This window comes from Saccharopolyspora endophytica, assembly GCF_018070075.1.
Classification (GTDB): domain Bacteria; phylum Actinomycetota; class Actinomycetes; order Mycobacteriales; family Pseudonocardiaceae; genus Saccharopolyspora; species Saccharopolyspora endophytica.
This window is the reverse complement of sequence record NZ_JAGPXE010000025.1, coordinates 1-25,258: the sequence shown is the minus strand read 5'-3', so window position 1 is coordinate 25,258 and position 25,258 is coordinate 1. Positions and strand designations below refer to the sequence as shown.

General features: G+C 70.2%; 28 protein-coding genes and 1 rRNA gene. 14 read left to right on the top strand and 15 right to left on the bottom strand.

Annotated features, from left to right (window positions below; translation table 11 throughout):
• Window positions 1–110 precede the first annotated feature (110 nt).
• Entirely contained in the window at window positions 111–1,352 is a 1,242-nt protein-coding gene (locus KBO27_RS32845; protein ID WP_210973749.1) for a glycosyltransferase 87 family protein, read from the top strand.
• Window positions 1,353–1,486: 134 nt separating this feature from the next.
• Window positions 1,487–2,545 (top strand): peptidoglycan recognition protein family protein, encoded by a 1,059-nt coding sequence (locus KBO27_RS32840; protein ID WP_210973748.1) that lies wholly within the window; start codon window positions 1,487–1,489, stop codon window positions 2,543–2,545.
• Between the two features lie 137 nt (window positions 2,546–2,682).
• On the opposite strand, the gene KBO27_RS32835 is transcribed toward KBO27_RS32840, so the two are convergent.
• Window positions 2,683–3,495, bottom strand: a complete 813-nt coding sequence (locus KBO27_RS32835; RefSeq protein ID WP_210973747.1) for an HAD family hydrolase — start codon at window positions 3,493–3,495, stop codon at window positions 2,683–2,685.
• Between the two features lie 119 nt (window positions 3,496–3,614).
• Between KBO27_RS32835 and KBO27_RS32830 the strand changes: the two genes are divergently transcribed.
• Both KBO27_RS32830 and KBO27_RS32825 read left to right on the top strand, forming a co-directional pair.
• Window positions 3,615–4,487, top strand: coding sequence for an LLM class flavin-dependent oxidoreductase (locus KBO27_RS32830; RefSeq protein ID WP_210973746.1), 873 nt, complete (start codon window positions 3,615–3,617; stop codon window positions 4,485–4,487).
• A gap of 233 nt (window positions 4,488–4,720) precedes the next feature.
• Window positions 4,721–5,347, top strand: coding sequence for an endonuclease (locus tag KBO27_RS32825; protein WP_210973745.1), 627 nt, complete (start codon window positions 4,721–4,723; stop codon window positions 5,345–5,347).
• A gap of 66 nt (window positions 5,348–5,413) precedes the next feature.
• On the opposite strand, the gene serS is transcribed toward KBO27_RS32825, so the two are convergent.
• The 3 genes from serS to KBO27_RS32810 all read right to left on the bottom strand — a co-directional run bounded on the left by serS (window position 5,414) and on the right by KBO27_RS32810 (window position 8,830).
• The gene (gene serS / locus KBO27_RS32820; RefSeq protein WP_210973744.1) at window positions 5,414–6,676 is read right to left on the bottom strand and encodes a serine--tRNA ligase; all 1,263 of its coding nucleotides are present in this window, start codon (window positions 6,674–6,676) and stop codon (window positions 5,414–5,416) included.
• A gap of 330 nt (window positions 6,677–7,006) precedes the next feature.
• The gene (locus KBO27_RS32815; RefSeq protein ID WP_210973743.1) at window positions 7,007–8,170 is read right to left on the bottom strand and encodes a glutathionylspermidine synthase family protein; all 1,164 of its coding nucleotides are present in this window, start codon (window positions 8,168–8,170) and stop codon (window positions 7,007–7,009) included.
• 3 nt (window positions 8,171–8,173) lie between these two features.
• Window positions 8,174–8,830, bottom strand: a complete 657-nt coding sequence (locus tag KBO27_RS32810; RefSeq protein ID WP_307870750.1) for a hypothetical protein — start codon at window positions 8,828–8,830, stop codon at window positions 8,174–8,176.
• Window positions 8,831–8,977: 147 nt separating this feature from the next.
• On the opposite strand from KBO27_RS32810, the gene KBO27_RS32805 reads away from it, so the two are divergent.
• Window positions 8,978–9,976, top strand: coding sequence for a septum formation family protein (locus KBO27_RS32805; RefSeq protein ID WP_246538776.1), 999 nt, complete (start codon window positions 8,978–8,980; stop codon window positions 9,974–9,976).
• Window position 9,977: 1 nt separating this feature from the next.
• Window positions 9,978–10,328: a metallopeptidase family protein gene (locus tag KBO27_RS32800; RefSeq protein WP_210973741.1), complete on the top strand. Its 351-nt coding sequence runs from the start codon at window positions 9,978–9,980 to the stop codon at window positions 10,326–10,328.
• On the opposite strand, the gene KBO27_RS32795 is transcribed toward KBO27_RS32800, so the two are convergent.
• Genes KBO27_RS32795 through pheA form a run of 3 tightly spaced genes read right to left on the bottom strand, consistent with a single transcriptional unit; the run spans window position 10,325 to window position 12,495 of the window.
• Window positions 10,325–10,891 carry a TIGR03086 family metal-binding protein gene (locus KBO27_RS32795; RefSeq protein ID WP_210973740.1) on the bottom strand — a complete coding sequence of 189 codons (567 nt, stop codon included), beginning with the start codon at window positions 10,889–10,891 and terminating at the stop codon, window positions 10,325–10,327. The genes KBO27_RS32800 and KBO27_RS32795 overlap by 4 nt on opposite strands.
• A gap of 36 nt (window positions 10,892–10,927) precedes the next feature.
• Entirely contained in the window at window positions 10,928–11,575 is a 648-nt protein-coding gene (locus tag KBO27_RS32790; protein ID WP_307870749.1) for a histidine phosphatase family protein, read from the bottom strand.
• Complete coding sequence (gene pheA, locus KBO27_RS32785; RefSeq protein WP_132673244.1) at window positions 11,572–12,495, bottom strand: prephenate dehydratase; 924 nt, start codon at window positions 12,493–12,495, stop codon at window positions 11,572–11,574. Before pheA ends, KBO27_RS32790 begins: the two co-directional genes overlap by 4 nt.
• Window positions 12,496–12,681: 186 nt before the next feature.
• Here pheA and KBO27_RS32780 point away from each other — a divergent pair, with 186 nt between their 5' ends.
• The 3 genes from KBO27_RS32780 (at window position 12,682) to KBO27_RS32770 (ending at window position 14,555) form a co-directional block, all read left to right on the top strand.
• Window positions 12,682–13,284 carry a macro domain-containing protein gene (locus tag KBO27_RS32780; RefSeq protein WP_372448897.1) on the top strand — a complete coding sequence of 201 codons (603 nt, stop codon included), beginning with the start codon at window positions 12,682–12,684 and terminating at the stop codon, window positions 13,282–13,284.
• Between the two features lie 75 nt (window positions 13,285–13,359).
• A complete protein-coding gene (locus tag KBO27_RS32775; protein ID WP_210973738.1) occupies window positions 13,360–13,860 on the top strand; it encodes a DoxX family protein in 501 nt (166 codons plus the stop codon).
• 56 nt (window positions 13,861–13,916) lie between these two features.
• Window positions 13,917–14,555 (top strand): response regulator, encoded by a 639-nt coding sequence (locus KBO27_RS32770; RefSeq protein ID WP_210973737.1) that lies wholly within the window; start codon window positions 13,917–13,919, stop codon window positions 14,553–14,555.
• 182 nt (window positions 14,556–14,737) lie between these two features.
• Here KBO27_RS32770 and rsrA read toward each other — a convergent pair whose 3' ends face one another.
• Window positions 14,738–15,061: a mycothiol system anti-sigma-R factor gene (gene rsrA / locus KBO27_RS32765; RefSeq protein ID WP_132623453.1), complete on the bottom strand. Its 324-nt coding sequence runs from the start codon at window positions 15,059–15,061 to the stop codon at window positions 14,738–14,740.
• Window positions 15,058–15,726, bottom strand: coding sequence for a sigma-70 family RNA polymerase sigma factor (locus KBO27_RS32760; RefSeq protein WP_372448896.1), 669 nt, complete (start codon window positions 15,724–15,726; stop codon window positions 15,058–15,060). The genes rsrA and KBO27_RS32760 overlap by 4 nt, the downstream gene beginning before the upstream one ends.
• A gap of 225 nt (window positions 15,727–15,951) precedes the next feature.
• On the opposite strand from KBO27_RS32760, the gene ybaK reads away from it, so the two are divergent.
• Window positions 15,952–16,428 carry a Cys-tRNA(Pro) deacylase gene (ybaK, locus tag KBO27_RS32755; RefSeq protein WP_210973736.1) on the top strand — a complete coding sequence of 159 codons (477 nt, stop codon included), beginning with the start codon at window positions 15,952–15,954 and terminating at the stop codon, window positions 16,426–16,428.
• 282 nt (window positions 16,429–16,710) lie between these two features.
• On the opposite strand, the gene KBO27_RS32750 is transcribed toward ybaK, so the two are convergent.
• From KBO27_RS32750 to KBO27_RS32740, 3 genes are read right to left on the bottom strand one after another with little or no spacing between them, the layout of a single operon-like run.
• On the bottom strand, window positions 16,711–17,322 hold the full coding sequence (locus tag KBO27_RS32750; RefSeq protein ID WP_210973735.1) for an alpha/beta hydrolase family protein: 612 nt from the start codon (window positions 17,320–17,322) through the stop codon (window positions 16,711–16,713).
• The gene (locus KBO27_RS32745) at window positions 17,319–18,035 is read right to left on the bottom strand and encodes an SOS response-associated peptidase (protein ID WP_210973734.1); all 717 of its coding nucleotides are present in this window, start codon (window positions 18,033–18,035) and stop codon (window positions 17,319–17,321) included. The genes KBO27_RS32750 and KBO27_RS32745 overlap by 4 nt, the downstream gene beginning before the upstream one ends.
• Before the next feature lie 20 nt (window positions 18,036–18,055).
• On the bottom strand, window positions 18,056–18,811 hold the full coding sequence (locus tag KBO27_RS32740; protein WP_132673237.1) for an SOS response-associated peptidase: 756 nt from the start codon (window positions 18,809–18,811) through the stop codon (window positions 18,056–18,058).
• A 126-nt stretch (window positions 18,812–18,937) separates the two neighbouring features.
• Between KBO27_RS32740 and aroA the strand changes: the two genes are divergently transcribed.
• The 3 genes from aroA (at window position 18,938) to KBO27_RS32725 (ending at window position 22,220) form a co-directional block, all read left to right on the top strand.
• A complete protein-coding gene (aroA, locus tag KBO27_RS32735; RefSeq protein WP_210973733.1) occupies window positions 18,938–20,206 on the top strand; it encodes a 3-phosphoshikimate 1-carboxyvinyltransferase in 1,269 nt (422 codons plus the stop codon).
• A gap of 16 nt (window positions 20,207–20,222) precedes the next feature.
• Window positions 20,223–21,230 carry a ribosome small subunit-dependent GTPase A gene (gene rsgA / locus KBO27_RS32730; RefSeq protein WP_210973732.1) on the top strand — a complete coding sequence of 336 codons (1,008 nt, stop codon included), beginning with the start codon at window positions 20,223–20,225 and terminating at the stop codon, window positions 21,228–21,230.
• 135 nt (window positions 21,231–21,365) lie between these two features.
• Window positions 21,366–22,220, top strand: a complete 855-nt coding sequence (locus KBO27_RS32725) for an SCO4651 family lipoprotein (protein WP_210973731.1) — start codon at window positions 21,366–21,368, stop codon at window positions 22,218–22,220.
• On the opposite strand, the gene KBO27_RS32720 is transcribed toward KBO27_RS32725, so the two are convergent.
• Window positions 22,221–22,718 carry a DUF6912 family protein gene (locus tag KBO27_RS32720; protein ID WP_132673233.1) on the bottom strand — a complete coding sequence of 166 codons (498 nt, stop codon included), beginning with the start codon at window positions 22,716–22,718 and terminating at the stop codon, window positions 22,221–22,223.
• Entirely contained in the window at window positions 22,715–24,151 is a 1,437-nt protein-coding gene (locus KBO27_RS32715) for a WS/DGAT/MGAT family O-acyltransferase (RefSeq protein ID WP_210973730.1), read from the bottom strand. Before KBO27_RS32715 ends, KBO27_RS32720 begins: the two co-directional genes overlap by 4 nt.
• Before the next feature lie 81 nt (window positions 24,152–24,232).
• Between KBO27_RS32715 and KBO27_RS32710 the strand changes: the two genes are divergently transcribed.
• Window positions 24,233–24,994 carry a TrmH family RNA methyltransferase gene (locus KBO27_RS32710; protein ID WP_307870748.1) on the top strand — a complete coding sequence of 254 codons (762 nt, stop codon included), beginning with the start codon at window positions 24,233–24,235 and terminating at the stop codon, window positions 24,992–24,994.
• 146 nt (window positions 24,995–25,140) lie between these two features.
• Here KBO27_RS32710 and rrf read toward each other — a convergent pair.
• Window positions 25,141–25,257 (bottom strand): 5S ribosomal RNA (rrf, locus tag KBO27_RS32705).
• Between the last annotated feature and the right edge of the window lies 1 nt (window position 25,258).

Here is a 25,258-nt window from a genome sequence, read left to right as displayed (position 1 = left end):
GCTCGGCGAGTCGTGCGGGGGCTACGATCGCGCCGTATCGACGCGCCGGTGAAACCCTTTCACGCAGGTCCGAGACTCCGGGACGGGCGCGCAACACTGGGTGGTGAGCTGTGGGGTCGACCCGCGCCCGTGACGGGCGTCACTTGCTGATCGCGGCGATCGTGCTCGAGGTGCTGGCGGTCTGGTTCGTGCACTGGATCGACACCCGCGGCTACATGGACACCGAGATTTACCGGCTTGGTGCGCGCGCGTGGCTCAACGGTTACCAGGTCTACGGCGACGATCTGACCCCCGAATCGCCGGACTCCGCGACGTTGCCGTTCATCTACCCGCCGTTCGCCGCGCTGTTGTTCATCCCGCTGACCTGGATGTCCGAGACGGCCGCCGTCGTGACAGTGGCGCTGTGCTCGCACCTGGCGATCCTGCTGACCGCCTACTCGCTGGCCCGTTCCTCGCGGTACCTCGCGCCCCACGCCGGCCGGGTCGCCGTGGCCACCGCGCTGCTGCTGCCGTGGCTGACGCTGATCGAACCGGCCCGCGAAACCCTCAACTACGGGCAGATCAACCTGGTGCTCATGGGCCTGGTCGCCGCCGACTGCCTGCTCCCGCGCACCCGCTGGCCGCGCGGGATGCTGGTCGGCATCGCCGCCGCGATCAAGCTGACCCCGCTGGGCTTCCTGCTGTTCTTCCTGCTGCGCAGGGACTACCGGGCCATGTCGATCACCGGCGTCACGTTCGCCTCCACCGTGTTCCTGGGACTGCTGGCCGCGCCGCACGACTCGGCGGACTGGTGGCTGGACAAGATGCTGTCCACCGGCGACTCCTTCGGCACCGTCTACGCGGGCAACCTGACGCTGCGCAGCCTGCTGGCCAAGCAGGAGCTGACCGGGTTCGCGCTCAACTCGCTGTGGATCACCGGCTCGCTGCTGCTGCTCGCGCTGGTCGTGATGGGCATCCGCTACGCGCTGAGCGTGCGCGACGTGCCGCTGGCGCTGGTGCTCAACGCGGTGTGGGTCCTGCTGGTCTCGCCGATCTCCTGGTCGCACCACTGGGTGTGGGCGGGTCCCGCGCTGGCGCTGGTGTTCATGATGTCGCTGCGCAACCGCTGGCACGGGATGACCATCGCCGTGGTGATCTCGGCGATCACGGTTCTGGCCGGGCCGCAGTGGTACCTGCCCAACACCGGCGATCGCGAACTCGACTGGACTTTCTCGCAGCAGATCGTCGGCAACGCCTACACGTTGATCGGGATCGGATTCCTGGTGTGCGCGGCGGTGGCTTATGTGCGATTCGGGCGGCGCCCGGTGAATTCCCCGGAATTCCCGAACGGTTCTCTCATTCCGGGGCGCTGAAACCCGGCCCGCGGATTCGGGCATAACGGAGTTCCGGAAGGCGAATGATCGGTTCCGGACTCATACTCGTTCTTCGCCAGGAAGCGGGTGTCGACAAAGGACACCCGCCCTCCAGTCGAAGCGAGGTATCGCCCATGCGTTTTCGGTCCGCACGTCCGAGGCTGGCGGCCACCGCCCTGCTGACCATGGCCGTTCTTCCGATCTCCGGGCCTGCCGGCGCCGCCGGTCCGGCCCCCGAACCGCCCGAGGTGCAGACCGTCCGGATCCCGTTGCGCGACGCGGCCACCACGCGGGCCGCGGTCCGCGAGGTGCACAGCGAGAAGGCCTTCGAGCTGGTCGGATTCACCTGGCGAGGACCGGCACCGGACCGCATCGAGGTGCGCACCCGCACCTCTCAGGGCTGGGGCTCGTGGACTCCGCTGGAAGCCGAGGAGGGCGGCAGCGAGCCGATGTGGACCGGCCGCAGCAACGACGTGCAGGTCCGCGCGGACAGGCGCGGTCAGGACATCACCGACCAGCTGCAGCTCATCGGCATCGACCCCGGCCAGCAGGTCGTCGCGCCCGAGATCAGCACGCCCGTCGCGGGCGCTCCGCCGGTGGTCACCCGCGCGCAGTGGGGCGCGGACGAGTCGAAGATGACCTGGCCGGTCGAGCGGACCACCACCAAGGCCGCCGTCGTGCACCACACCGCGGGCACCAACGACTACACCTGCGACGAGTCCGCCAAGATCGTGCGCGGCATCTACCAGTACCACGCGGTCGAGCTGGGCTGGGGCGACATCGGCTACCACGCGCTGGTCGACAAGTGCGGCACCGTCTTCGAGGGCCGCACGGGCGGTCTCGCGGGCGAGGTGGTCGGCGGTCACGTGCGCGGGTTCAACGACCACACCTTCGGCATCTCGATGATGGGCAACTACGACGGCGTGACGCCCTCGTCGAAGACGGTGCGCTCGGTGGCCGACGTGGCCGCCTGGAAGCTCGAGACCAAGGGCGTTCCGGCCGACGGCACCACGCGCCTGGTCTCCGAAGCGCCGAAGGGCTCGAAGTACCCGGCGGGCACGGAGGTCACGCTGCCCACGATCTTCGGCCACCGCGACGCCGCCTACACGGCCTGCCCGGGCAAGCGAGGCTACGACCAGCTCGGCGCCATCAGGTCCCAGGCCGCGGACGCCCAGCGCTCCACCCAGCCCTGAACCCAGCCGGAAGCCCCGGATTCCACTGAAACCCGGTTCCCGACTTCCATTGAAACCCGGTTCCCGACTTCCACTGGAATCGGGGGCCACTCGTCTCTGAGCGGCGTCTGCCCAGGTTGGGGAGGCGCCGCTCGGTTTCACCACCAGCGTTCGAGGACCTGGGCGACGCCGTCCTCCGCGTTGGTGGTGGTGACCTCGTCGGCCGCCGCCAGGGCGTCCGGGTGGGCGTTGCGCATGGCCACGCCGTGCCCGGCCCAGGTGAGCATCGGGACGTCGTTTGGCATGTCGCCGAAGGCGATCACCTCCGACCGCGCGATGCCGAGTTCCGCAGCCACGACCGCCAGTCCCGCCGCCTTGTCCACGCCCGGCGCGGAGAACTCGATCAGCCCCGATTCCGTCGAGTAGGTGGACTGGAGCCGGTCGCCGATGATCTCGGTGGCGGCCGCCGACAGCTCGGCGCTGTTCATCCCCGGATTCATCAGCAGCAGCTTCATCGCGGGCTTGCCGGTCACCTCGTCGGTGGGCGCGACGCGGATGTCGGTGTTCGTCCAGCTGCGGTGGAAATCGGCCTCGGCGAGGAACTGCTCGCGCAGGTCGTCGTGGGCGCTGCGGGTCGCGCGCTCGACCGCGAACGCGCAGCCCGTCAGCTCGCGCCGCAGCTCCCGGACCACGTCGTGCAGCGTCACCGCGTCGATGTCGTGGCTGTGCAGCACCCGGTCGGCGGCGGTGTCGTAGGTGACCGCGCCGTTGGCGCACACCGCGATGCCGGACACCCCGAGAGCGGCGACCACGCGCGGCATCCACCTAGGCGGACGCCCGGTGACCAGCACGAACGGCGTTCCCGATGCCGCGACCCGGCCGACCGTGGCCGCTGTCCGGACGGACACCTCCTCCATCGGGTCGAGCAGGGTTCCGTCCACGTCTGATGCCACCAGGCCAGGTTCACGCACGCGCCCCATCATGCCCGCCGCACCACCGCTCGTGGGTGTCGTGGCTGGTAAGAGGACGAAGGGACGTTCGTCACCTGATCGGGTCGAACGCCGTTGTGCGGGACCAGTACCGTCTACCCGTGCGCGTTGGGATCGTGATCTTGCCCGAACACCGTTGGTGGGCTGCTGAGCCGCTGTGGCGGATGGCCGAGGAGTACGGCTTCGCCCACGCCTGGACCTACGACCACCTCGGCTGGCGTTCCCTGGTGGACAAGGCCTGGTACGACGCCGTGCCCACGCTGACCGCTGCCGCCACCGTCACCTCGACGATCCGGCTCGGCACGCTGGTCGCCTCCCCGAACTTCCGGCACCCGGTGCACTTCGCCCGCGAGCTGACCGCCCTGGACGACATCGCCGACGGCCGCATCACCCTCGGCGTCGGCGCGGGCGGAACCGGCTTCGACGCGAACGTGCTGGGCCGGCCCGAGCTCACGCCGCCGGAGCGCTCCGACCGCTTCGCGGAGTTCATCGAACTCCTCGACCACGTGCTGCGCTTCGACGTCACCGACTACGACGGCACCTACTACTCGGCGGTGCAGGCGCGCCGGGCGCCCGGCTGCGTGCAGCTGCCGCGCATCCCGTTCGTGGTGGCCGCCAACGGCACCCGCTCGATGCAGCTGGCCGCCCAGCACGGCCAGGGCTGGGTGACCACGGGCCGGGGCGGGGACGACCTGGAGAGCTGGTGGCGCGCGGTCGCGGAGCTGTCGCTGCGCTTCACCGACATCTGCCACCAGCAGGGCCGCGACCCGGCGAAGGTCCACCGGTACCTGCAGGTCGACGCCGCACCGGAGTTCTCGCTGTCCAGTGTGGAGCACTTCCGCGACGTGGTCGGCCGCGCCGACGAACTCGGCTTCACCGACGTCATCACCCACTGGCCCCGGGCCGACAGCCCGTACGCCGGCAAGGAGTCCACGGTCGAGGAGATCGCCACCGAGGTCCTCCCCGAGCTGTAGGTGTGGCCTCACTCCGTGCGGCGGTAGCCGCCGCTTCAGGTGCGGGACTCGGCTCGCACCGCCGCGGGTTCTGAGGTGGTTCTCCTGTGAGGACGTGTCGACGTGGTGCATTGGCATGCATGAGTCGGCGCGCCCGGAGCAGGAGGGCCGCCACCCGCACCGCTGAGCACGACGAGTCCTAGGTGTGCCACCTGGTCCGCGTGGGTATCCGTCGTCGGCAGGAGGTGGTGACGATGTCGGTGCGGACCAAGGTGCAGACCCTGCTCGACGAGGCGGGGACCAGCTTCGCCGCCGAGGCCGGGATCACGCTGGCCAACAAGCCCTCACCGCTGTACCGGCTGACGGTGCTCTCGGTGCTGCTGTCGACGCGGATCAAGGCGGGCATCGCGGTGGACGCCGCCAGGGAGCTGGCGCAGTGGAACACCCCGCAGAAGATGTTCGACGCCACCTGGCAGCAGCGCGTCGACGCGCTCGGCCGCGCGCACTACCGGCGCTACGACGAGAGCACGTCCACCGCGCTGGGCGAGGGAGCCGAGCTGCTCCTCGACCGCTACCACGGTGACCTGCGGAAACTCCGCGCCAAGTCCGACGGTGATCCGGAGGAGCTGCGCAAGCTGCTGATGGACATGCCGCGCCTGGGCCCGGTCGGTGCGGACATCTTCTGCCGCGAGGCCCAGCTCGTCTGGCCCGAACTGCGCCCCTACTTCGACGGCAAGGCCCTCAGCGGCGCGAAGAAGCTGGGGCTGCCCACCGATCCGGACAAGCTCGCGGATCTGGTCGAGGGCCACGACATCGCCAGGCTGGCCGCCGCGCTGGTCCGCAGCACCCTCGACCGCAACCTCGCCTCCGCCGTGCGGTGAGGACTTCGGCCGAAAAGCGACGAGACCCCGGCGGAACCGGGGTCTCGTCGACGTTTCAGCCTGCGGTCACTTGGGTTCGAGGACCTCGAGGCCACCGAGGAACGGGCGCATCGCCTCGGGGACCCGGACCGAACCGTCGGCCTGCTGGTGGTTCTCCAGGATCGCCACGATCCAGCGGGTGGTCGCCAGGGTGCCGTTGAGGGTGGCCGCGAAGCGGGTCTTGCCGTCGGCGTCGCGGTAGCGGGTGTTGAGCCGTCGCGCCTGGAACGTGGTGCAGTTCGAGGTCGACGTCAACTCGCGGTAGGTCCCCTGGCTGGGCACCCACGCCTCGCAGTCGAACTTGCGGGCCGCGCTGGAACCGAGGTCACCGGCCGCGGTGTCGATCACCCGGTAGGGCACCTCGATCTTGGCCAGCATCTCCTCTTCCCAGGCCAGCAGGCGCTGGTGCTCGTCGCGGGAGTCCTCTTCCCGGCAGTAGACGAACATCTCCAGCTTGTTGAACTGGTGCACGCGGATGATGCCGCGGGTGTCCTTGCCGTAGGAGCCGGCTTCGCGGCGGAAGCAGGTCGACCAGCCCGCGTAGCGCGCGGGACCGCCGGCGAAGTCCAGGATCTCGCCCGAGTGGTAGCCCGCCAGCGGCACCTCGGAGGTGCCCACCAGGTAGGCGTCGTCCTCCTCCAGTCGGTACACCTCGCTGGAGTGGGCGCCGAGGAACCCGGTGCCGTCCATGATCTCCGGGCGCACCAGGACCGGCGGCACGACGAGCGTGAACCCGGCGGCGGTGGCCTGCGCGGCGGCCATGTTCAGCAGCGCCAGCTCCAGCTGCGCGCCGATGCCGGTGAGGAAGTAGAAGCGAGCGCCGGAGACCTTCGCCCCGCGCTCCATGTCGAACGCGCCCAGCGCGTTGCCCAGCTCCAGGTGGTCCTTCACCTCGAAGTCGAACTCCGTCGGGACGCCCACGTGCTTGAGCACCGCGAAGTCGTCCTCGCCGCCCGGCGGCACGTCGGGCTCGACGACGTTGGAGACGGCCTTCTGCAGCCGCAGCAGCTCGGCGTCGGTCTCGGACTGCTCGGCCTCGGCCTCCTTGACCTGCGCGGCCAGCTCCTTGGCCTGGGCCAGCAGCGCGTCGCGCTCCTCGCCCTTGGCCTTGCCGACCTGCTTGCCGAACTGCTTCTGCTCGGCGCGCAGGTTGTCCGCCCGGGACACCGCGGACCTGCGACGCTCGTCGGCGGACAGCAGCGCGTCCACGAGGGACGCGTCTTCACCACGTGCGCGCTGCGACGCGCGCACCGCTTCCGGATCATCGCGTAGCGTCTTCAGGTCGATCACAGCTGGTCAGCGTAGTCGGCCCAAAGAAACCAAGCGTGCCCAGGGTGCCCACACACCCCGAAACCCCATTTCCCCAGGCAACCAACGTCAGGCAAGCGACGAAGTCGCTTTCTCTTTACCCCACCTGAGCAACCGGCACCGCCGCGGGTTCTGACACGTCTTCTGGGGAGGACAGCCGTAGCGCCGTGTATTGGACATACATCAGTCTCGGATCCCGGAGCCAGAAGGCGTGTCAGGTTCCGCTACCCGCACTGCCAAGAACAGGGGCCACGGAGTCTTGTCAGTAGACGCAACCCACCAGGAAAAACAAGGCGCTCCAGACCAAGATTCTCACTGAGGAATCCGGTGAGGCACGAAAGCCGCCCCGTCATCGGTGATCAACCCGGCCGTCTCCCGAATCCCGAGCCCAGCGGACTCATCCCCGACGACCCAGGCCCCGAGCGCGGGCCGCATCCCGTCGAACTCGGGCAGCGGGTCGAACGCCTGGTAGACGAATCCCTCTTCGCCGTAGAACCCGCCGGTCTCGGTCTCCCAGCCGGGCGCGGCGATGGTGATGTTGTTGCCCTCGCGGCCGAGCCGCGGCTTGCGCACGTACTCGGTGAGCAGTCCGGGCTGGTCCAGGTAGGTGGGCAGCAGGTTGGGGTGCCCGGGGTGCATCTCCCAGAGGATCGCCAGCAGCGCCTTGTTGGACAGCAGCATCTTCCACAGCGGCTCGACCCACTGGGTGGCCGGCAGCGTGGTGATCGCGTGCTTGCCGAACTCGTCGTCGACCATCCACTCCCAGGGGTAGATCTTGGCGACGGAGTTCATCGGCGCCTCTTCGAGGTCGACGAAGCGCTCCAGCAGGCTGTCCCAGCCGATCTCCTCGATGGCCAGCCCGACGGTGTTCAGGCCCGCTTCGGCGGCGGTCTCCTGAAGGTAGGCGGCGGTGATGTGGTCCTCACCGGTGTGCTCCTGGCCGGACCAGGTGAAGTGCACCTCGTTGGTCGCCAGCTGCGGCTTGATCTCGCCCCAGCGCTCCACGAGCTTCTCGTGGATGGAGTTCCACTGGTCGTCGCCGTCGTGGACCTCGGTGAGCCAGTGCCACTGCACGACCGCTGCTTCCAGCAGCGAGGTCGGCGTGTCGGCGTTGTACTCCAGCAGCTTGGCGGGGCCGGTGCCGTCGTAGCGCAGGTCGAAGCGCCCGTAGAGGTGCGGGTCGCGGCGGCGCCAGGACTCGGCGATGTGCGGCCACACCCACTCGGGGAGGCCGAAGTCCTTGTACCGCTCGGTGGTGATCACGTGGTCGACGGCGTCCAGGCACATCGAGTGCAGCAGTTCGACGTCGGCCTCCAGCGAGAGGACCTCGTCGAGGCTGAACTCGTAGTGCACGCCCTCGTCCCAGTAGGGCCGGTTGCTGCCGTCGGCGGCGCGCGCCGGGGTCCCGAAGACGAGCCCGAGCTCTTCGACCTTCGACTGCCAGTCCGGGCGCCGGGCCCCGGTCTTGCGCTTCACTCGTCAGCTCCCGCTGCTACCGGACTTGCTGGAGATCCCGAACCCACCGCGCTGGATGGTCGAGCCCTTGGAGTCCTTGATCGTGGTGCCCGACGGCTTGTTGAACGACGAGCTCGACACGGGCGAACCGACGCTCGGCGGAGCTGCTCCCGCCGGGGTGTAGGCGTACCGGTAGGAGGGCGTCGGCGACATCGGGCCACCGAGGAACAGCGGCATGAACACGAAGCCGGAGTGGTGGTCGACGTATCCGCCCTGGCTGCGCACGTAGTTCTCGTCGCAGTTCTCCGGCGGCGCGGTCACCGCCTGACCGGGCTGCTGCTCCTGCGCGCAGTACTGCTGCGAGGCGTTCGCGGACGCGCTGACCTCGGAAGCGGAGTACATGGCGGCCACCAGCGCCACGACACCGACTGTCGCACCGCCGCCGATCATCGCCTTCCGGCGCTTGGCCGTCTTCGCAGCGGCTGCCGCCTGCTCGGCGCGCTCGGCCTCGGCACGACGCTGCTCGGCCATCTGCCTGGCCTTCTGCTCGGCGAGCGTGGGCTCGCGCGGCGTCGTGCTCTGCGCGTCCTGGTAGCGGATCCGCCCCTGGGCGTCCGCCGGCATCTGCTGGGTCGGCTCGTCCGGGGAGGAGCTCCCCTGCGGCTGCTCGTTGTCTGACACTGGCTTGCCATTCTCCGTCATTGCCCCACTCCCAAGCGCCACACTACTCAAAGAATGGACGCTCACGGCAACGAATGAGTTCCTTTCCTCTCCACTTCCGGCGCGGATTGCTGCCGGCCCACATCAGCGCCAGGCATGATGGGTTCGATGGTCCAGCCCGAGCGCACACCCGAATCCCGCCGCAAGCCGCCCAACGCCAAGGTGGTGATGGTCGCGGCTGCGATCGGTGCACTGCTGATCCTGACGGTCAGCATCCTGCTGAACTGGCCGATGGAGTCCGGCAAGGTCGGCGGACCGGCCGGGATCGGCGAGGCGCCCGCGCCGGAGGTCGTCTTCGAGACGCGCGCCGGTGAGTGCCTGAACTGGACCGAGCCGGACGCCGCGGACATCCGCAAGGTCACCTGCGCCGAGCCGCACCTGTTCGAGGTCACAGGCCCGTACGACCTGAAGGAGTTCGGTCCGACCGCGCCGTTCCCGAGCACCCAGCAGTGGCAGGACGTCAAGCAGCAGCGCTGCATCGAGGTCTCCGACCAGTACCTGGGCGGCAAGTTCGACAAGGAGGGCCGCTTCACCGTCGGCGCGTTCACCCCGAGCCAGGAGGGCTGGGCCGACGGCGACCGCACGCTGCACTGCGGCCTCCAGCAGCCGGGCCCGTCCGGGAAGTTGTTCCCGATCACCGGCGAGGCCTCGAAGATGGACCAGTCGAACGTCTACCCGGCGGGCCGCTGCCTGGGCATCAACGGCACCCAGGTCTGGGACCCGGTCGACTGCGGCCGGCCGCACGCGGTGGAGCTCAGCGCCGTGATCAACCTGGCAGAGCAGTTCCAGGGCGACTTCCCGTCGGAGAACGACCAGGACGGCTACCTGGCCACCAAGTGCGAGGAGCTGACCGCGGCCTACGCGGGCGGACCGACGACGGCCAAGGACAAGGGCCTGATCGTCTACTGGGACACCCTGTCCGAGGAGAGCTGGGCGGCCGGTTCTCGGCAGGTCAACTGCAAGCTGAGCGCGCAGCTGCCCGACGGCAGCGGGCTCGCGCCGGTGACCGGCAGCGTCAAGGGCCGGGTGCAGGTGGGCACGGCCCCGGCCGGCCAGAACACGGCACCGACCGAGCCGGGTGCCCCCGCAACCGAGCAGCCGCGCTGACATGCCTGTGGAGATGACCCGCGCCCGCTTCGACGAGCTGGTGGGCGACGCCCTGGACCTGCTCCCGCCGGAGTTCGCGACCGCGATGAACAACGTGGTGGTGCTGGTCGAGGACGCCCACCCCGAGGACCCCGAGCTGCTGGGCCTCTACGAGGGCATCGCGCTGACCGAACGCGACCACACCTACAGCGGCGTCCTGCCGGACACGATCACGATCTTCCGCGATCCGCTGCTGGCGATGTGCGAGGACGAGGAGGAGGTGGTCGACGAGGTGGCCATCACCGTCGTCCACGAGATCGCCCACCACTTCGGCATCGACGACGACAAGCTCCACGAGCTCGGCTGGGGCTAGTCCGCGGAGCGGCCCAGGTGGGCCATCAGGCGGTCCGTGGGCGTCGCGGTCGCCGGTGGGGTCGTGGCCGGAGCGAAGCCACCCTGACCGCGCAACATCTCCTCCGGCACCGAGTCGATCAGACCTCGGCAGTAGGCCAGCAGGTCCTCGGAGAACTCGACGGAACCACCGCAACTGCGGCGCAGGTCCCAGGCGTGCATGCCGACGTCGGCGACCGGGAACGCCAGCGCCTGGCGCAACGGCACCTCCCCGGCCGGGGACGGTCGCGGCGCGTCCAGATCGGCACCGTGCAGAGCCCGCTCGATCCGGCCGCCGATCTCGCGGAGCCGAGCGGCCGGGTCCGCGCACATCCAGTCGGCGGGTTCGGACGGCGTCTGCCAGGTCTCCCCGCCCTCCAGCAGCAGCGCGACCTTCGTCGCGCTGCCGGTCACGTGCCCGACGAGCTCCCGCACGCTCCACTCGTCGAGGATCGACGGCGCGCCCCAACCGTCGGCAGGCACCCGCTCCACGGCGTCGACGAACAACTCCAGCGCCTCACTGATCCGCGCGTTCATCTCACTCATGCGCGAAACGGTAGGCCTGGCCCCCGACGAGCGCCGCTAGAGAAGGCCGTCCCAGGTCAGGCAGCGCCAGCCGGTGCGGGTGGTGGGGTCGGACTCGATCACGATCAGGCCCGTGTTGGGCAGGTGCAGCGAGTCGGCCTCGGCACCCGTGATCTCCTCGACGAGCACGCCCGCGACCAGCCGCAGCATCGCGCCGTGGCTGACCATCACCACCGTGCCCTCGGACACGCCCTCCAGGGCGGTGCGGGCGCCGGCGAGGAACCGGGTGATCGCATCGCGGCCGGATTCACCGCCACCGGGCATCGGCACGTCGAGGTCGTGGCCGTGCCACTGGGCGTAGACGTCGTCGAAAACCGCCAGCGCGGGGCCGCCCAGCCCCTCCAGCTCACCCACGAACACCTCGTGCGTGCCCTCCGCCAGCTGCAACGGCAGGCCCAGCCGCCGCGCGACCGGCTCGGCGGTCTGCTGCGCGCGACGCGCCGTGCTGGCGTGCACCGCGACGATCTTGTCCTCGCGCGCGGCCAACCGCTCGGCGAGCTCCTCGGCCTGCTGCCGCCCGAGCTCGGTCAGCCCCGGGCCGGGCGGAAGGGTGTCGAGCAGCTTGGCGACGTTCGCCGGGGTCTGCCCGTGACGGGCCAGCACCAGCCGCACGCCCTCCGGCGCCGCCAACTCGAAATCACTCACGCGAGCCTCCCCGCACGCACGGCGGCCAACCACTCGGCCGCGTTCCGGAACGCTTGCTCCGACGATCCCGGCCGCACCGACGCGGGTTTCCGGTCCGCCTTCGGGTACGAGCCGAGGAAGCGCACCGAGTCGCACCGGCGCTGCAGAGCCGCCATCGCCTCGCCGATCCGCGCGTCGGCCACGTGCCCGTCGAAGTCCAGGTAGAAGCGGTAGTGCCCGAAGTGGTCCTTGACCGGCCGGGACTCGATCCGGCTCAGGTTGATGCCGCGCAGCGACAGCTCGGCCAGCATGTCCGACAGCGTGCCGACCTCGTCGCCGATCACCGCGCAGATCGACGTCCGGTCCGCGCCGGTCGGCTCCGGCAGCGTCCCCGGCCTGCGGACCAGCAGGAACCGGGTGACCGCATCGCGGACGTCGGCGATGCCGGTGGCCAGGCGCTGGAGCGACGAGTAGTGCTCACCGGCCACGGGCGCGGAGATCGCCGCGTCGTACTCGCCGTCGGCGACGGCGGCGGCCGCGGCGGCGGTCGAGCTGACCGCGCGGACGTCGGCCTTCGGCAGCGCCTCGGCCAGCCAGCCGCGCACCTGCGCCAGCGCGTGCGGATGGCTGGCGACGGTCCCGACCTCCCCCAGCGTCATCCCGGGCTGGGCGAACACGTCGAACTGGACCGGGATCACGACTTCCTTGACCGCGATCAGCGGATCGTCCTCGGTCAGCGCGTCGAGCGTGGCCGGTACGGAGCCCTCCACGGAGTTCTCCACCGGGACCCCAGCGGCCAGCACCTCCCCCGAGCGCACCGCGGCCAGCGCCACCGGCACGGTTTCGCAGGGCACGAGTTCGGCGTCGAAGTCGGCGGTCAGCAGCCGAGTCGCTTGCTCGGTGAAGGTTCCCGGCGGACCGAGGTAGGCGATTTCTGGCACCCGCCCAGATTACGGGCCGCGCAAGGCCGCCCGGGCTGGGCCACATGAACGTTTTTCAACGGCTACTGAGGGGTTTCCACGCTCCGTGATCGTTCCGGCCGCGCTCCGAGGGGCTAAACGCCACGTCGTCGCGGATGTGACCTACCCAATGCCACTACGCGGTGCATTCCTGCGATGCTGTGGGGCGTGACCGCAGATTCGGGGCGCTCATCGGCAGAGGGAGCGGAGCCGGAGCTGCAGCTCGTCCTGTGCGCGTTGGACGAGCCGCTGGCCGCTGCATGGCAGGAGATCGCGGAAAGCCGGCCCGGCATTTCCGTTCATCAAGGCTCGGTTCTCGACGTTCAGGTGGACGCCGTCGTCAGCCCCGCCAACTCCTACGGCTGGATGCGCGGTGGCATCGACGCGGTGTACGCCCGCACCTTCCCCGAAGTCGAGGAGCAGGTGCGCAGCGCCGTGCTCGCCTACCACGGCGGTGAGCTGCCGGTGGGCGAAGCGCTGCTGGTCCCCACCGGTGTCCCCAGCCCGATCTGGCTGATCAGCGCACCGACGATGCGCGAGCCCGGGGAGACGCTGCCCGCCGACACCGTGCACCCCTACCTCGCCGCGCGCGCGATGCTGCGGCTGTGGGCGAGCGCGGTGCTCGACAACGGCGCCCCGGTGCACCGGGTGGTGCACTCGATCGCGATGCCCGGCCTGGGCACCGGAATCGGCGGAGCAGCGCCTCAACTGTGCGCCCGCCAGGTCGCAGCCGCCTGGGACGAAGTGTTCGCCCAGGTCGATCTGCACTGACGCCCGCTGCCAGGCGGAACGGGGCCCTGAAAAGTACCGTCAGGCCCAAGACGACCCATCTAGGAGGTTCCCCCGATGCTGATCCGCCGTCTGGCTCGTCCGATGCTGGCTTCGATCTTCATCATGGGTGGGATCGGTGCCCTCAAGGACACCCCGAACCACGCCAAGGGCGCTGCTCCGCTGCTGGAGAAGGCGACCGACCCCGTGCGCGACGCGCTGCCCGAGCAGGTGCCGACCGACCCCGAGACGCTGGTGCGCATCGATGCCGGTGTGAAGATCGGCGCGGGTGCGCTGCTGGCGCTGGGCAAGTTCCCGCGCCTGGCGTCGCTGCTGCTGGCGGGCAGCATCATCCCGACCACGCTGGCCGCGCACCGCTTCTGGGAGGAGAAGGACCCGCAGGTGCGCTCCGAGCAGCAGATCCACTTCCTCAAGAACCTCGGCCTGCTCGGCGGCGTGCTGCTGGCGGCGGTGGACACCGGCGGCAAGCCGAGCGTCGGCTACCGGGCCCGCAAGAGCGCCCGCATCGCCAAGAAGACCGCGAAGAAGACCGGCGCGAAGAACGCCAAGAAGAAGTAACCCGAAAAGCGACACTGCTGCGCGGACCGCCACCGGCGCCCATTAGCGTGGACGTCGTGGCGGTCAGGGTGCTGTTGGTCGATGATCACGAGGTCGTCCGGCGAGGTCTGCGCGACCTGCTGGACACCGAACCCGACGTCGAGATCGTCGCCGAGGCCGGCGGCGTGGGCGAAGCGCTGGCGCGCGCTCAGGCCACCGCACCGGACGTCGCGGTCATCGACATGCGGCTGCCCGACGGCGACGGGCTGGAGCTGTGCCGCAAGCTGCGGGCCTTGGACGACGCGCCGTACTGCCTGGTCCTGACGGCCTTCGACGACGAGCAGGCGCTGGTCGGCGCGATCAACGCCGGAGCTTCGGGCTACCTGCTCAAGCAGGTCCGCGGCCAGGACCTGGTCAACGCGGTCCGCGAGGTCGCCGCCGGCCGATCGCTGCTGGACCCGGTCACCACCGGGCGGGTGCTCGAGCACCTCCGCCAGTCCAGCAGCCCGGAACCGGACGAGCTGGCCGCCCTCACCGAGCGCGAGCGCAAGGTCCTGGAGCTGATCGGCGAGGGCCTGACCAACCGCCAGATCGCGGAACGCCTGTTCCTGGCCGAGAAGACCGTCAAGAACTACGTGACCTCGGTCCTCGCCAAGCTCGGCATGGAACGCAGAACCCAAGCAGCAGCCTGGGTGGCCAGAAGGGAAAAGCCCTAACAAGCACCGGAGGTGCTTTCTCCTTCACCACCTGAGCAACCGGCACCGCAGCGGGTTCTGACACGACGTCTGGCGAGGACGCCGCGACGCCGTGTGGTTGGCCTGCATCAGGAGTGGCGCCCGGAGTCCAGACGGCGTGTCAGGTTCCGCTACCCGCACCGCCACGCAAAGCGTTGAGAGTTCTAAGCCTTCTTGGCTCGGACCTCTACCGAGGTTCCTTCTGGTCCGTGCTCGACGGTGATCTCGGCCTTGCTCAGGACCGCTTCGCGGATCGACGAGCGCAGGCGGTCCTTGAGCTCCGTGGGAGCGTGCTCACCGCTGCACTTGCGCTGCAGCAACGCCTTCAGGTGTTCCTCGATGCCGAAGTGCTCCAGGCACGTTCCGCAACCATCGAGGTGACGCTGCACGGCTTCGCGCCGCGCCTGGTCGCACTCGTTGTCCAGGAACAGCCACACCTCGGCGAGCGCGTCCTGGCAGGATGCCTCGTCCGGCTCACCGCAATTCATGAAGTGCTCACCTCCTGCTGGGTCTCCCGCAAGAAGCCTCGATCACGGGCGACGTCGGTGAGCATCTCACGCAGCTGCCTGCGACCACGGTGCAACCTCGACATGACGGTGCCGATGGGGGTGCCCATGATCTCGGCGATCTCCTTGTATGCGAAACCTTCCACGTCCGCGAGGTACACGACCATGCGGAACTCCTCGGCCAGCAGCTGCAGCGCGGCCTTCACGTCGGTGTCGGGCAGCCGGTCCAGCGCTTCGACCTCGGCCGAGCGCAGTCCCGTCGACGTGTGGTTCTCGGCCTGCGCGAGCTGCCAATCGGCGATCTCATCGGTCGGCTGCTGCTGCGGCTGTCGCTGCCGCTTGCGGTAGCCGTTGATGTAGGTGTTGGTGAGGATCCGGTACAACCAGGCCTTCAGGTTCGTGCCCTGCGTGAAGGACTTGAACGCCGAGAACGCCTTCAGGTAGGTCTCCTGAACGAGGTCTTCGGCGTCCTGAGCGTTGCGGGTCATCCGCAGCGCCGCACCGTAGAGCTGGTCCAGCAGCGGCATCGCGTCCTGCTCGAAGCGAGCCGCGCGCTGCGCGTCGGTCTCCTCCGCCCGCTCGACGTCCTGCGCGGTGGCAGCGTCGGTGCGCGCGGTGTTGGCAGAGTCCTCTGGGGTGCTAGGCACCAGGCTCCTTTCCCGCCGCCCGGACGACGTGGCGGCAGACGACGAACCCATGCACTCCTTCGCATGGTCCGTGTTCGAGGATACCCGCGCTGTCCTGCCATTTCCTGGCGGCAACAGCTGCGGGCGCGGTGGGCGGTCCAGCACGCAGGTGTTCGTCGAATCCATCGTCACGCTGGGTTCAACACCGCCTCCGAGGGCGCTATTCCGGGCTCTACAGTGACGTGCGTGGCAGGCAAGGGAACCCCGGCGACGGCGCTGTTGACCAAGAAGGGCGTGACGCACCGCGTCCACGCCTACGACCACGACCCGCGTGCCGAGTCGTTCGGCCTCGAAGCCGCCGAAGCGCTCGGCCAACCACCCGATCGAGTGTTCAAGACGCTGGTCGCGGACGTGGACGGCACTCTCACGGTCGGTGTGGTTCCCGTCACCGGACAACTCGACCTGAAGGCCCTGGCCGCCGCCGCAGGCGGCAAGAAGGCCAAGATGGCCGAGATCGCCGCGGCGGAACGAGCCACCGGCTACGTCGCGGGCGGCATCTCCCCCCTCGGCCAGAAGAAACGCCTCCCGGTCGTCATCGACACCTCCGCCCGGGCCTTCGACACGATCTTCTGCAGCGCGGGACGCCGCGGCCTGGAGATCGAGCTGTCCCCGGACGAGCTGGCGCACCTGCTGGGCGCGACCTTCGCCGAGATCTCGGCCTGAGCGGGCCCGAGGGGAGCGACCCCGCAGGACCGCTCCCCTCGGCACCTGGTGCCGCTGCCGCGCAACAGCCGCACCCCGCGCCGGACAAGATCGGGGGAATCGTCCTGTCCGGGTGCACGAGCTCGGGGGCCCAGCGCCGACCGATGTTGAGGTCTCCGGACATGACGGAGCAATGCGGGGAATTTCAGATGGTGATCACACACCGACGCCAGGCCTCCCACCTGCGCGGGGAGAAAGCGGAGCGCACGGCTCCGCAAAGCGACGTCACCCACCCGAGCGACATCAGTCGATCAACCGCAGCACCCGCGTCAGCCACTCCGACGTCGCCCGGTGCACGGCATCGACATCGGCCTTGAGCGAGTGGTCCCCGGCCACCAGCACGACCTCGCGGTTGTGCGCAGGCTCGGGCCTGCCGAACGCGTCGCGCTCGCCCTGCACGACCAGCACCGGGTTCTCCACCGCGTCGATCTCCGACGCCCGCGACTTCTCCGGCTTGCCCGGCGGGTGCAGCGGGAACGCCAGGCACAGCACCGCCTCCGCCTCACCCTCGTCCGCGGTGCGGCAGGCCACCCTCGCCCCGGAGGAACGCCCGCCGAAGATCAGCGGCAGATCGGCGAACCAGCGCTCACCGAGGTCCTCGACCACCGCCAGCCACGCCGCGTCCAGCTGCTTGGCCGGTGCCGGAGCCCTGCGACCGGCCACCCGGTAGGGCTGCTCGACCAGCGCCACGTGCACCCCGGCGTCGGTGGCCGCGCGGGTCGCCGCCACCAGGTCGGGCGCGTTGATCCCGCCGCCCGCGCCGTGCCCGAGCAGCAGCGCGGCACGACCTTCCTCAGCGCAGTGCAGCTCGGCCCGCGCCGGGCCGTGCGGGGTGTCGACCTCGATGCTGGTCATGACTCGAACAACGCCGCTTGCTCAGCCGGCTCGGGCACCGGATCGGCAGGTTCCAGCAGGTCAGGATGGTTGTTGCGCATGCTGTTCACCTCGGTCGACACGGTGTGGAGCGCCAACTCCCCGAGCACGCCGGGATCGGGGCGCAGCAACTCGTCGATCTCGCTGCGCGCGGGATCCAGCCAGTCCGCCCAGCGCTCCTCGGGCAGCACCAGCGGCATCCGGTGGTGGACGTCGGCGAGCTCGCCGACGGCATCGGTGGTGACCACCGCGCACGTCACCAGCGGCGGACCGGCGGTCCGCGGGTCCCACCACGCGGAGAACACCGCGGCCATCGCCATGCTCGTGCCGTCCCGCCGCTTGCACAGGTAGGGCTGACGCCGCTTGTCACCGGGCTTCCACTCGTACCAACCCGTCGCCGGCATCAGGCAGCGTCGCCGCCGCGCGGACTCGGCGTAGGCCGGTTTGGCGGTGATCGTCTCCGCCCGCGCGTTGATCATCGGAGGCCCGCCGTCGGCCTCCTTCGCCCAGGTCGGCACCAGACCCCAGCGCACCGGCCGCACGCTGCGCTCGGCACCGCGCTGCACCACGATCGGGACCGTCTTGGTGGGCGTGATGTTGAAGTCCGCACCGGTCGCGCCCTCGGTGCGATCAGCGGCCGCGAACTCCTCCGCCAGGGCTGCCGGGTCCCGCCGCACGGCGTAGCGACCGCACATCCGCTCTCACCTCGACTCGACTACTGCTCCCGGTCCAAACCTACCGCCTTCTCACGCGCGTCGAGAGACACGCGATCGAGCAGTTCCACGCCGTTGTTGCGGACGCTGTTGACCGCCGTGGAAACCGGCCTGACCTCCAACGATTCCGCGATCTCCAGCGACGGCGGCGCGAGCAGGTCCGACACGTCCGGCTGATCGGGATCCAGCCACTGCGACCACGCCCCCCGCGGCAGCAGCAGCGGCATCCGGTCGTGCACGTCGGTCAGCCGGCCGACCGCCGCCGCGGTCAGCACCGAGCAGGTCACCAGCGGTTCGGCCTCGTCGTTCTCCCGCCAGGTCGAGTAGATGCCCGCCATCGCCAGGCTCGAACCGTCCGGCGGCGTCATGAAGTACGGCTGCTTCGCGCCGCCCTCGCGCTTCCACTCGTACCAACCGTCGGCCGGGACCAGGCACCGGTAGCGCTTGATCGAACTGCGGAACGCGGGCTTGCTGGTCACCGTCTCCGACTTGGCGTTGATCATCCGGCTGCCGATGGACTTGTCCTTCGCCCAGAACGGCACCAGGCCCCACCGCATCACCCGGATCGACCGCTCGGTCCGCTCCAGATCGGCTTCCCCGGTCTCGTCCTGCGGATGCCGCTGGACCACCGTCAGCACCCGCTTGGTGGGGGCGACGTTGAAGTCCGCGCCCGGCGCCGCGCCACCGGTGGCGTCCAAGGCGGCGAACTCCGCCGCGAGCTTCCCGGGATCCTTGCTGGAGGCATATCTGCCGCACATCCGGAGTCCCACCTCCCGCGAGTCGACGGCGTGTCCACTTCATCCTGGCAGTCCCGTTCATCCCAGGCGAGGGTCATGACCGCCCCGGCGCTGAAATACCCGGGTGGAATGCGGGATCATTGGTGCATGACCCAGCTCTGGCCTGCTCCCGCCGCCGCCGGCGCGGTGCGCGCGACCGTCCCGCTGCCCGGTTCCAAGTCGATCACCAACCGGGCGCTGGTGCTCGCCGCGCTCGCGGACGGGCCCTCCGCGCTGCGCGCACCGCTGCGCAGCCGGGACACCGAGCTGATGGCCTCGGCGCTGCGCTCGCTGGGCGCCACGATCACCGACGGCCCGGACGGATCGTGGCAGGTCACCCCGGCCGGCCTGCGCGGACCGGCGGAGGTCGACTGCGGCCTGGCCGGAACCGTGATGCGCTTCCTGCCCCCGGTCGCCGCGCTGGCCACCGGGCCGATCGCCTTCGACGGCGACCCGCAGGCCCGCGCACGACCGCTGGGCACCGTGCTCGACGCGCTGCGCGAGCTCGGCGCCGACATCACCGGCGACTCCCTGCCCTTCGAGATCCGCGGCAGCGGCAACCTGACCGGCGGCACGGTCACCATCGACGCCTCGGCGTCGTCGCAGTTCGTCTCCGGCCTGCTGCTGTCCGGCCCGCGCTTCGACAAGGGCGTCACCGTCCGGCACTCCGGCCCACCGCTGCCGTCGCTGCCGCACATCGAGATGACCGTCGAGATGCTGCGCGACGCCGGAGTCATCGTCGACGCCTCCCAGCGCAACACCTGGCGCATCGAACCCGGCCCGATCAGCCCGCTCGACACCGACGTCGAACCCGACCTGTCCAACGCGACCCCGTTCCTGGCCGCCGCGGCCGTCACCGGCGGCACCGTCACCGTTCCGGGCTGGCCGGCCCGGACCACCCAGCCCGGCGACGCGATCCGCGACATCCTCACCAAGATGGGCGCCGACGTCCGCCTCGACTCCGACGGCCTGACCGTCACCGGCCCCGACGAGCTGGCGCCGGTCGACATCGACCTGCGCGCCGTCGGCGAACTCACCCCCACCGTCGCCGCGCTGGCCGCCCTCGCCTCCGGCCGGTCCCACCTGCGCGGCATCGCGCACCTCCGCGGCCACGAGACCGACCGGCTCGCCGCCCTGGAGACCGAGCTGAACGAGCTCGGCGGCAACGCCCAGCAGACCGAGGACGGACTGATCATCGACCCCCGGCCGCTGACCGGCGCCGAATGGCACTCCTACGCCGACCACCGGATGGCCACCGCGGGCGCGATCCTCGGCCTCAAGGTGCCCGGCGTGGTGGTCGAGGACATCGCCACCACCAGCAAGACCATCCCGGACTTCCCCGGGATGTGGACCGCGATGCTCGGGGAATCCGCGTGATCCCGGGGGCCCGCAGATGAGCAAGCGCGGCTGGCGAAACCTCGACGAGTCCGACGTGCGGGTGCGCCCCGGGAGGGGCAGCAGGCCGCGCAGCAAGCAGCGGCCCAAGCACTCCGACGCCGCCGAGGCCATGGTCATCGCCGTCGACCGCGGCCGGTGGACCGTCGCCCTCGACGGCGACCCGGACCGCGTCGTCACCGCCATGCGAGCTCGCGAGCTCGGACGCACCCCGGTCGTCGTCGGCGACCTGGTGGGCGTCGTCGGCGACGTCTCCGGCAAGCCCGACACGCTCGCGCGCATCGTCCGCGTCGCCGACCGCGCCAGCGTGCTGCGCCGCACCGCCGACGACACCGACCCCTACGAACGAGTGGTCGTCGCCAACGCGGAGCAGCTGATCATCGTCACCGCGCTGGCCGACCCACCACCGCGGCCCGGGTTCATCGACCGCTGCCTGGTCGCCGCCTACGCGGGCGGGCTGTCGCCGGTGCTGTGCCTGACCAAGGCCGACCTGGCGGACCCCGGCGAGTGGATCGCCAGCTACTCGTCGCTGGCCATGCCGATCACCATCACCAGCCTCGACGCCGAACCCGACGAGCTGCGCGACATGCTCGCCGGCCGGGTCTCCGCGCTCGTCGGACACTCCGGCGTCGGCAAGTCCACGCTGGTCAACAAGCTGGTCCCGGACGCCGAACGAGCGACGGGCGTGGTCAGCGGCGTCGGCAAGGGCCGCCACACCTCGACCTCCGCGGTCGCGCTGGCGCTGCCCGGCGCCGGTTGGGTCGTCGACACCCCCGGCATCCGCTCCTTCGGCCTGGCCCACGTCACCGCCGACGACGTGATCGCCCCGTTCGAGGGTTTCGCCGAAGCCGCCGAGGAATGCCCGCCGAACTGCGGCCACCTCGGCGGGACCGACGACCCCGACTGCTACCTCGACACCTACACCGAGAAGGACGGCGGCAGCCCCGACCAGCTCGCCTCGCTCCGCCGCCTCCTGCGCTCCCGGGCAGGCCTCGACGAGGCTTGACGAAAGCGGTGCCCGCGGGGCTCCGATCCATCCCTCTAATGGGGAAGCGCGTTCCCGGTGGGGTTGGAACTTCGTTGCTAGCGTTGGCCAGCGACGACGTCCAAGCCATCCGCCACCCGCCGAGGAGCACGCCCGATGCCCCGTGCCCGCACCAGGACTGCGGTGTTGTCCGCTGGTCTCGCCCTAGCCGCAACGCTCAACGCCTGCACCAGCGAGCAACCCCAACCACACGCGGCACTGCCGATGGCCCGTCCCGATCCGCGTCCCGTCGCCGAAGCCGTTCTCGCCGACACGATCAACAAGATCAACGCGCGCGGCACCGCGCGCGCCACCATGACCGGCAGCCTCGGGATGGTCGGGCAGCTCAACGCCGACGGAGCCGTCCGGTACCGGGGCCCGCAGGCAGACCTCGCGCTCGACGGCAAGACCCGCAACGCGCGCACCGAGGAGCTCGCCGTGTCCATCGTGGACGAAGTCGGCTACCTCAACACCCCGCTGGCCCGGCCGGACGCGACCAAGCCGTGGCTGAAGATCTCCCAGGACGGCTCGGACTTCGGCTCGAAGCTGCTCAGCCCCGCCCTGGACCAGCTGCACGAATCCGTCGACCCGCGCGCCACCTTCAGCGGCGTCGAGCAGGCCACCCGCATCCAGGGATCGGCACCGGACACCGTCGACGGCCGTCCCACCACCCGCTACGACCTGCGGATCCTCACCGAGGAAGCCGCCAGGACCGCCCCCGACGAGCAGCAGCGCGAACGCTTCCAGCGGGCCGTCGAGGACGGCGAGAGGGAACTCGGCTACCAGCTGTGGCTCGACGAGCAGGGCCTCCCGGCCAAGTTCGCCGCCACCACCAACATCGCCCAGGCGGGCGAGGTCTCGCTCACCTCCACCTACCGCGACTGGGGAACCCCGGTGGAGATCCACCTGCCCCCGGCCGCCCAGGTCGGAGTCTTCGACGACCTCCCGCCGATGGCCCAGCCGCCGCGCTGATCACATGAGTTCGAGCAGGAACGGGACTTCCTGCGGCGCGTACCAGGCGAGTTCGTGATCCTCGGCGTCGCCGAGGGCGAACTCCGCGTCCGGGTCTCCCAGGTCGGCGGCGTCGATGACCTCGGCCGCCGACCGGACCGCGTCCTCGGCCTCGGTGGTGTCCACGTGCACGGCCGCGAGCTGCTTCCAGATCACCGGGCCTGACACCTTCACCACCGCGTGGTCGAGATCCGGCCGCAGCGTCACGTCGTCCACGTCGGCGGAGATCACCACCCGCCGCTGCTCGATCTTGCCCTCCTCGTCAGCGGCCAGCAGCCGCAACGAGGCACGAGCGGCCTCCCGCATCGCGGCGTACTCGAGCTCCTCGGTGTCGCCGGTCGCGTAGGACTCGCGAAGCGCCGGAGTCAGCGCGAACGCCGTCCCGCCCAGCGGCTGCATCTGCTTGTCCGCCACCAGTTGCTGCAGCATCGGCAGCGTGGCAGGCAGGTAAATCCTCATGCGTCGACCGTCCCGATCATCTCGTCTACAGCTTCACCGATCATCGCCGCCAGCACGCCGACGTCGGGCATCGCATCCCGATCCGCGTTCAGCCCGAAGTACACCGCGCCGTTGTACGAGGTCACACCGACCGACAGCGACTGGTTCTTGGCCAGCGGCACCACCGGGAACATCTCCATCATCCTCGCCCCCGCCGCGTACAGCGGCACCTGCGGCCCCGGGACGTTGGTGACCAGCACGTTGAACAACCGGTCGGAGAACTCGTTGGCCACCCGCGCGCCCAGCGCGTGCAGCGTGGGCGGAGCGAAACCGGTGACCTTCACCAGGGTGTCCGCGGCCACCGACTGCCCGGACTCGGCGTGCGCCCGCATGGCATGGCTGACCTGGTGCAACCGCATCGTCGGGTTGCCCTCGCCCACCGGCAGGTCCACCAGGTACGCCGACACCTTGTTGCCCACGGTGCCGACCGGCAGGCTCGCGGTGTCCTGGTAGGCGGCGTCCGCCTCCGCGTCGTCGTCACGGACCGACACCGGCACCATCGCCCGCAACGTCGTCGACGGGGTGACCACCTCGCCGCGCGAGAGCAGCCAGTTCCGCAGAGCGCCGGCGACCACCGCGAGCACCACGTCGTTGACCGTGCTGCCGTGCGCCCGCCGCACCGCCCGCAGGTCGTCCAGCTTCGCCTTCGCCACGGCGAACCGCCGCTGCGTCGACGTCGGCGCGTTCAGCGGGCCGCTGGGCGCGGGCACCACGGCGGCCCGGACGGCCGACGCGACGCCGCCGAGAGCGCGCGTCACCTTCTGCACCGTCGCCGAGGCGTCGACCATGGCCGCCCGGACGTTCTCCACCACCTCGCCCGGTCGCTGCACCGCGTCCGTCGCCGCCTCCACCAGCAGCTGCGCCACGGTCGGAGCCGGTCGCGGCATCCAGAGCGCGTCCACGTCCTCGATCTCGCGGTTGCGCTGCAGGTCGAAGATGACCTGCCCGATGTCGATCGCACCGATTCCGTCGATCATCGCCTGGTGGGTCTTGGTGATGATCGCGACCCGGTTCTTCGACAGCCCCTCGACCAGGTACAGCTCCCACAGCGGCCGCGTGTGGTCGAGCTTGCGGGACATCAGCCGCGCCACCAGGTCGTGCAGCTGATCATCGTTGCCCGGTTTCGGCAGCGCCGAACGGCGGACGTGATAGGTGAGGTCGAAGTCCTGATCGTCCACCCACACCGGACGCGCGAGGCTGCCCGGGACCTCCATCACCCGCTGCCGGTACCGGGGCACCAGACCCAGCCGCCGATCCACCATCGACAGCAGGTGCTCGTAGTCGAAATCGCTGCGAGGGCGGCGGAAGACCGCGACACCGCCGACGTGCATCGGCGTCGTGTAGTCCTCCAGGTACAGGAAGGAAGCGTCGACGGCGGAAAGGCGATCGGGCATGCGGAGATCCTGGCACACATCCCCACCGGACCGAGGGGTTCACCCGCCGGGCCGCAACGCGGGCATGTGACACTTGATGGTGTGACCAGCGAAGTTTCCCCGAAGGACCGATTCGTCACCGTCTACGGCCGCAAGCCCGTGTTGGAGGCGTTGGCCGACTACGACCTGCGGGTCGACAAGGTGATCGTCGCGGACGGACTCCGCGGTGGGGCCATCGCGGAAATCGAGGAGGCCGCCGCCGATCGCGCCGTGAAGGTGCAGCGAGCGAGCGCGCACCGGGTGAAGGTGCTGGCCGGCAACGGACGTCACGACCAGGGCGTCGTGGCCGACGTCGTGGCCCGCAAGATGCGGCCGCTCGCCGACGCGCTCGCCGACCACGCCACTGCCCCGCGCACCATCCTGCTGCTGGACGGCCTGACCACTCCCGCCAACGTCGGCATGATCCTGCGGACCGCCACCGCCTCCGGCATCGACGGCATCGTCGTCCCGCACCGGGGTGTCGCCGGACTGGACCCGCTGGTCATCAAGGCTTCCGCAGGAGTCGCCTTCCACGCTCCCGTGCTGCGCAGCCGGACGGCGGCCGAAGCGGCCGAGATGCTCACCGAGGCCGGCTACCCGCTCTACGCGCTCGACGCCGACTCCGAGCACAGCCTCTACACCACGGATTTCGGTGACCGCGCCGTGTTCGTGCTCGGCAGCGAAACCGCCGGCCTCTCCACCGAGGTGGAGGAGCGCATCGCCCAGCCGCTGTCGATCCCGATGGCCAACGAGGTCGAATCCCTCAACGTCGCCAGCGCCGCAGCGGTCCTCTGCTTCGAACTCCGCCGCCGCAGCCTCAGCTGAATCCCGCTCGGGACGGGCACCGCAGCACTCGTCGTTGCGACTGCTGCGGTGTTCGTCCGCCGGCGGGCCCTGAATCAGGTTTCTCGGGCATGAAAAATGGGGTGGGCAGAAGAATTTCTTCTCCTGCCCACCCCACCTAAGGATTGTGTCGGCGGTGTCTTACTCTCCCACACCCTAGCGAGTGCAGTACCATCAGCGCTGGGGAGCTTAGCTACCGGGTTCGGAATGGGACCGGGCGGACCCTCCCCGCCATCGCCACCGACA

Bases quoted from the DNA above. Each gene is read 5' to 3' on its own strand.
- KBO27_RS32840 (WP_210973748.1), top strand. From the start codon at position 1,487: ATGCGTTTTCGGTCCGCACGTCCGAGGCTGGCGGCCACCGCCCTGCTG.
- KBO27_RS32825 (WP_210973745.1), top strand. From the start codon at position 4,721: ATGTCGGTGCGGACCAAGGTGCAGACCCTGCTCGACGAGGCGGGGACC.
- KBO27_RS32805 (WP_246538776.1), top strand. From the start codon at position 8,978: ATGGTCCAGCCCGAGCGCACACCCGAATCCCGCCGCAAGCCGCCCAAC.
- KBO27_RS32800 (WP_210973741.1), top strand. From the start codon at position 9,978: ATGCCTGTGGAGATGACCCGCGCCCGCTTCGACGAGCTGGTGGGCGAC.
- KBO27_RS32795 (WP_210973740.1), bottom strand. From the start codon at position 10,891: ATGAGTGAGATGAACGCGCGGATCAGTGAGGCGCTGGAGTTGTTCGTC.
- KBO27_RS32775 (WP_210973738.1), top strand. From the start codon at position 13,360: ATGCTGATCCGCCGTCTGGCTCGTCCGATGCTGGCTTCGATCTTCATC.
- rsrA (WP_132623453.1), bottom strand. From the start codon at position 15,061: ATGAATTGCGGTGAGCCGGACGAGGCATCCTGCCAGGACGCGCTCGCC.
- KBO27_RS32750 (WP_210973735.1), bottom strand. From the start codon at position 17,322: ATGACCAGCATCGAGGTCGACACCCCGCACGGCCCGGCGCGGGCCGAG.
- KBO27_RS32745 (WP_210973734.1), bottom strand. From the start codon at position 18,035: ATGTGCGGTCGCTACGCCGTGCGGCGGGACCCGGCAGCCCTGGCGGAG.
- KBO27_RS32740 (WP_132673237.1), bottom strand. From the start codon at position 18,811: ATGTGCGGCAGATATGCCTCCAGCAAGGATCCCGGGAAGCTCGCGGCG.
- aroA (WP_210973733.1), top strand. From the start codon at position 18,938: ATGACCCAGCTCTGGCCTGCTCCCGCCGCCGCCGGCGCGGTGCGCGCG.
- rsgA (WP_210973732.1), top strand. From the start codon at position 20,223: ATGAGCAAGCGCGGCTGGCGAAACCTCGACGAGTCCGACGTGCGGGTG.
- KBO27_RS32725 (WP_210973731.1), top strand. From the start codon at position 21,366: ATGCCCCGTGCCCGCACCAGGACTGCGGTGTTGTCCGCTGGTCTCGCC.
- KBO27_RS32720 (WP_132673233.1), bottom strand. From the start codon at position 22,718: ATGAGGATTTACCTGCCTGCCACGCTGCCGATGCTGCAGCAACTGGTG.
- KBO27_RS32715 (WP_210973730.1), bottom strand. From the start codon at position 24,151: ATGCCCGATCGCCTTTCCGCCGTCGACGCTTCCTTCCTGTACCTGGAG.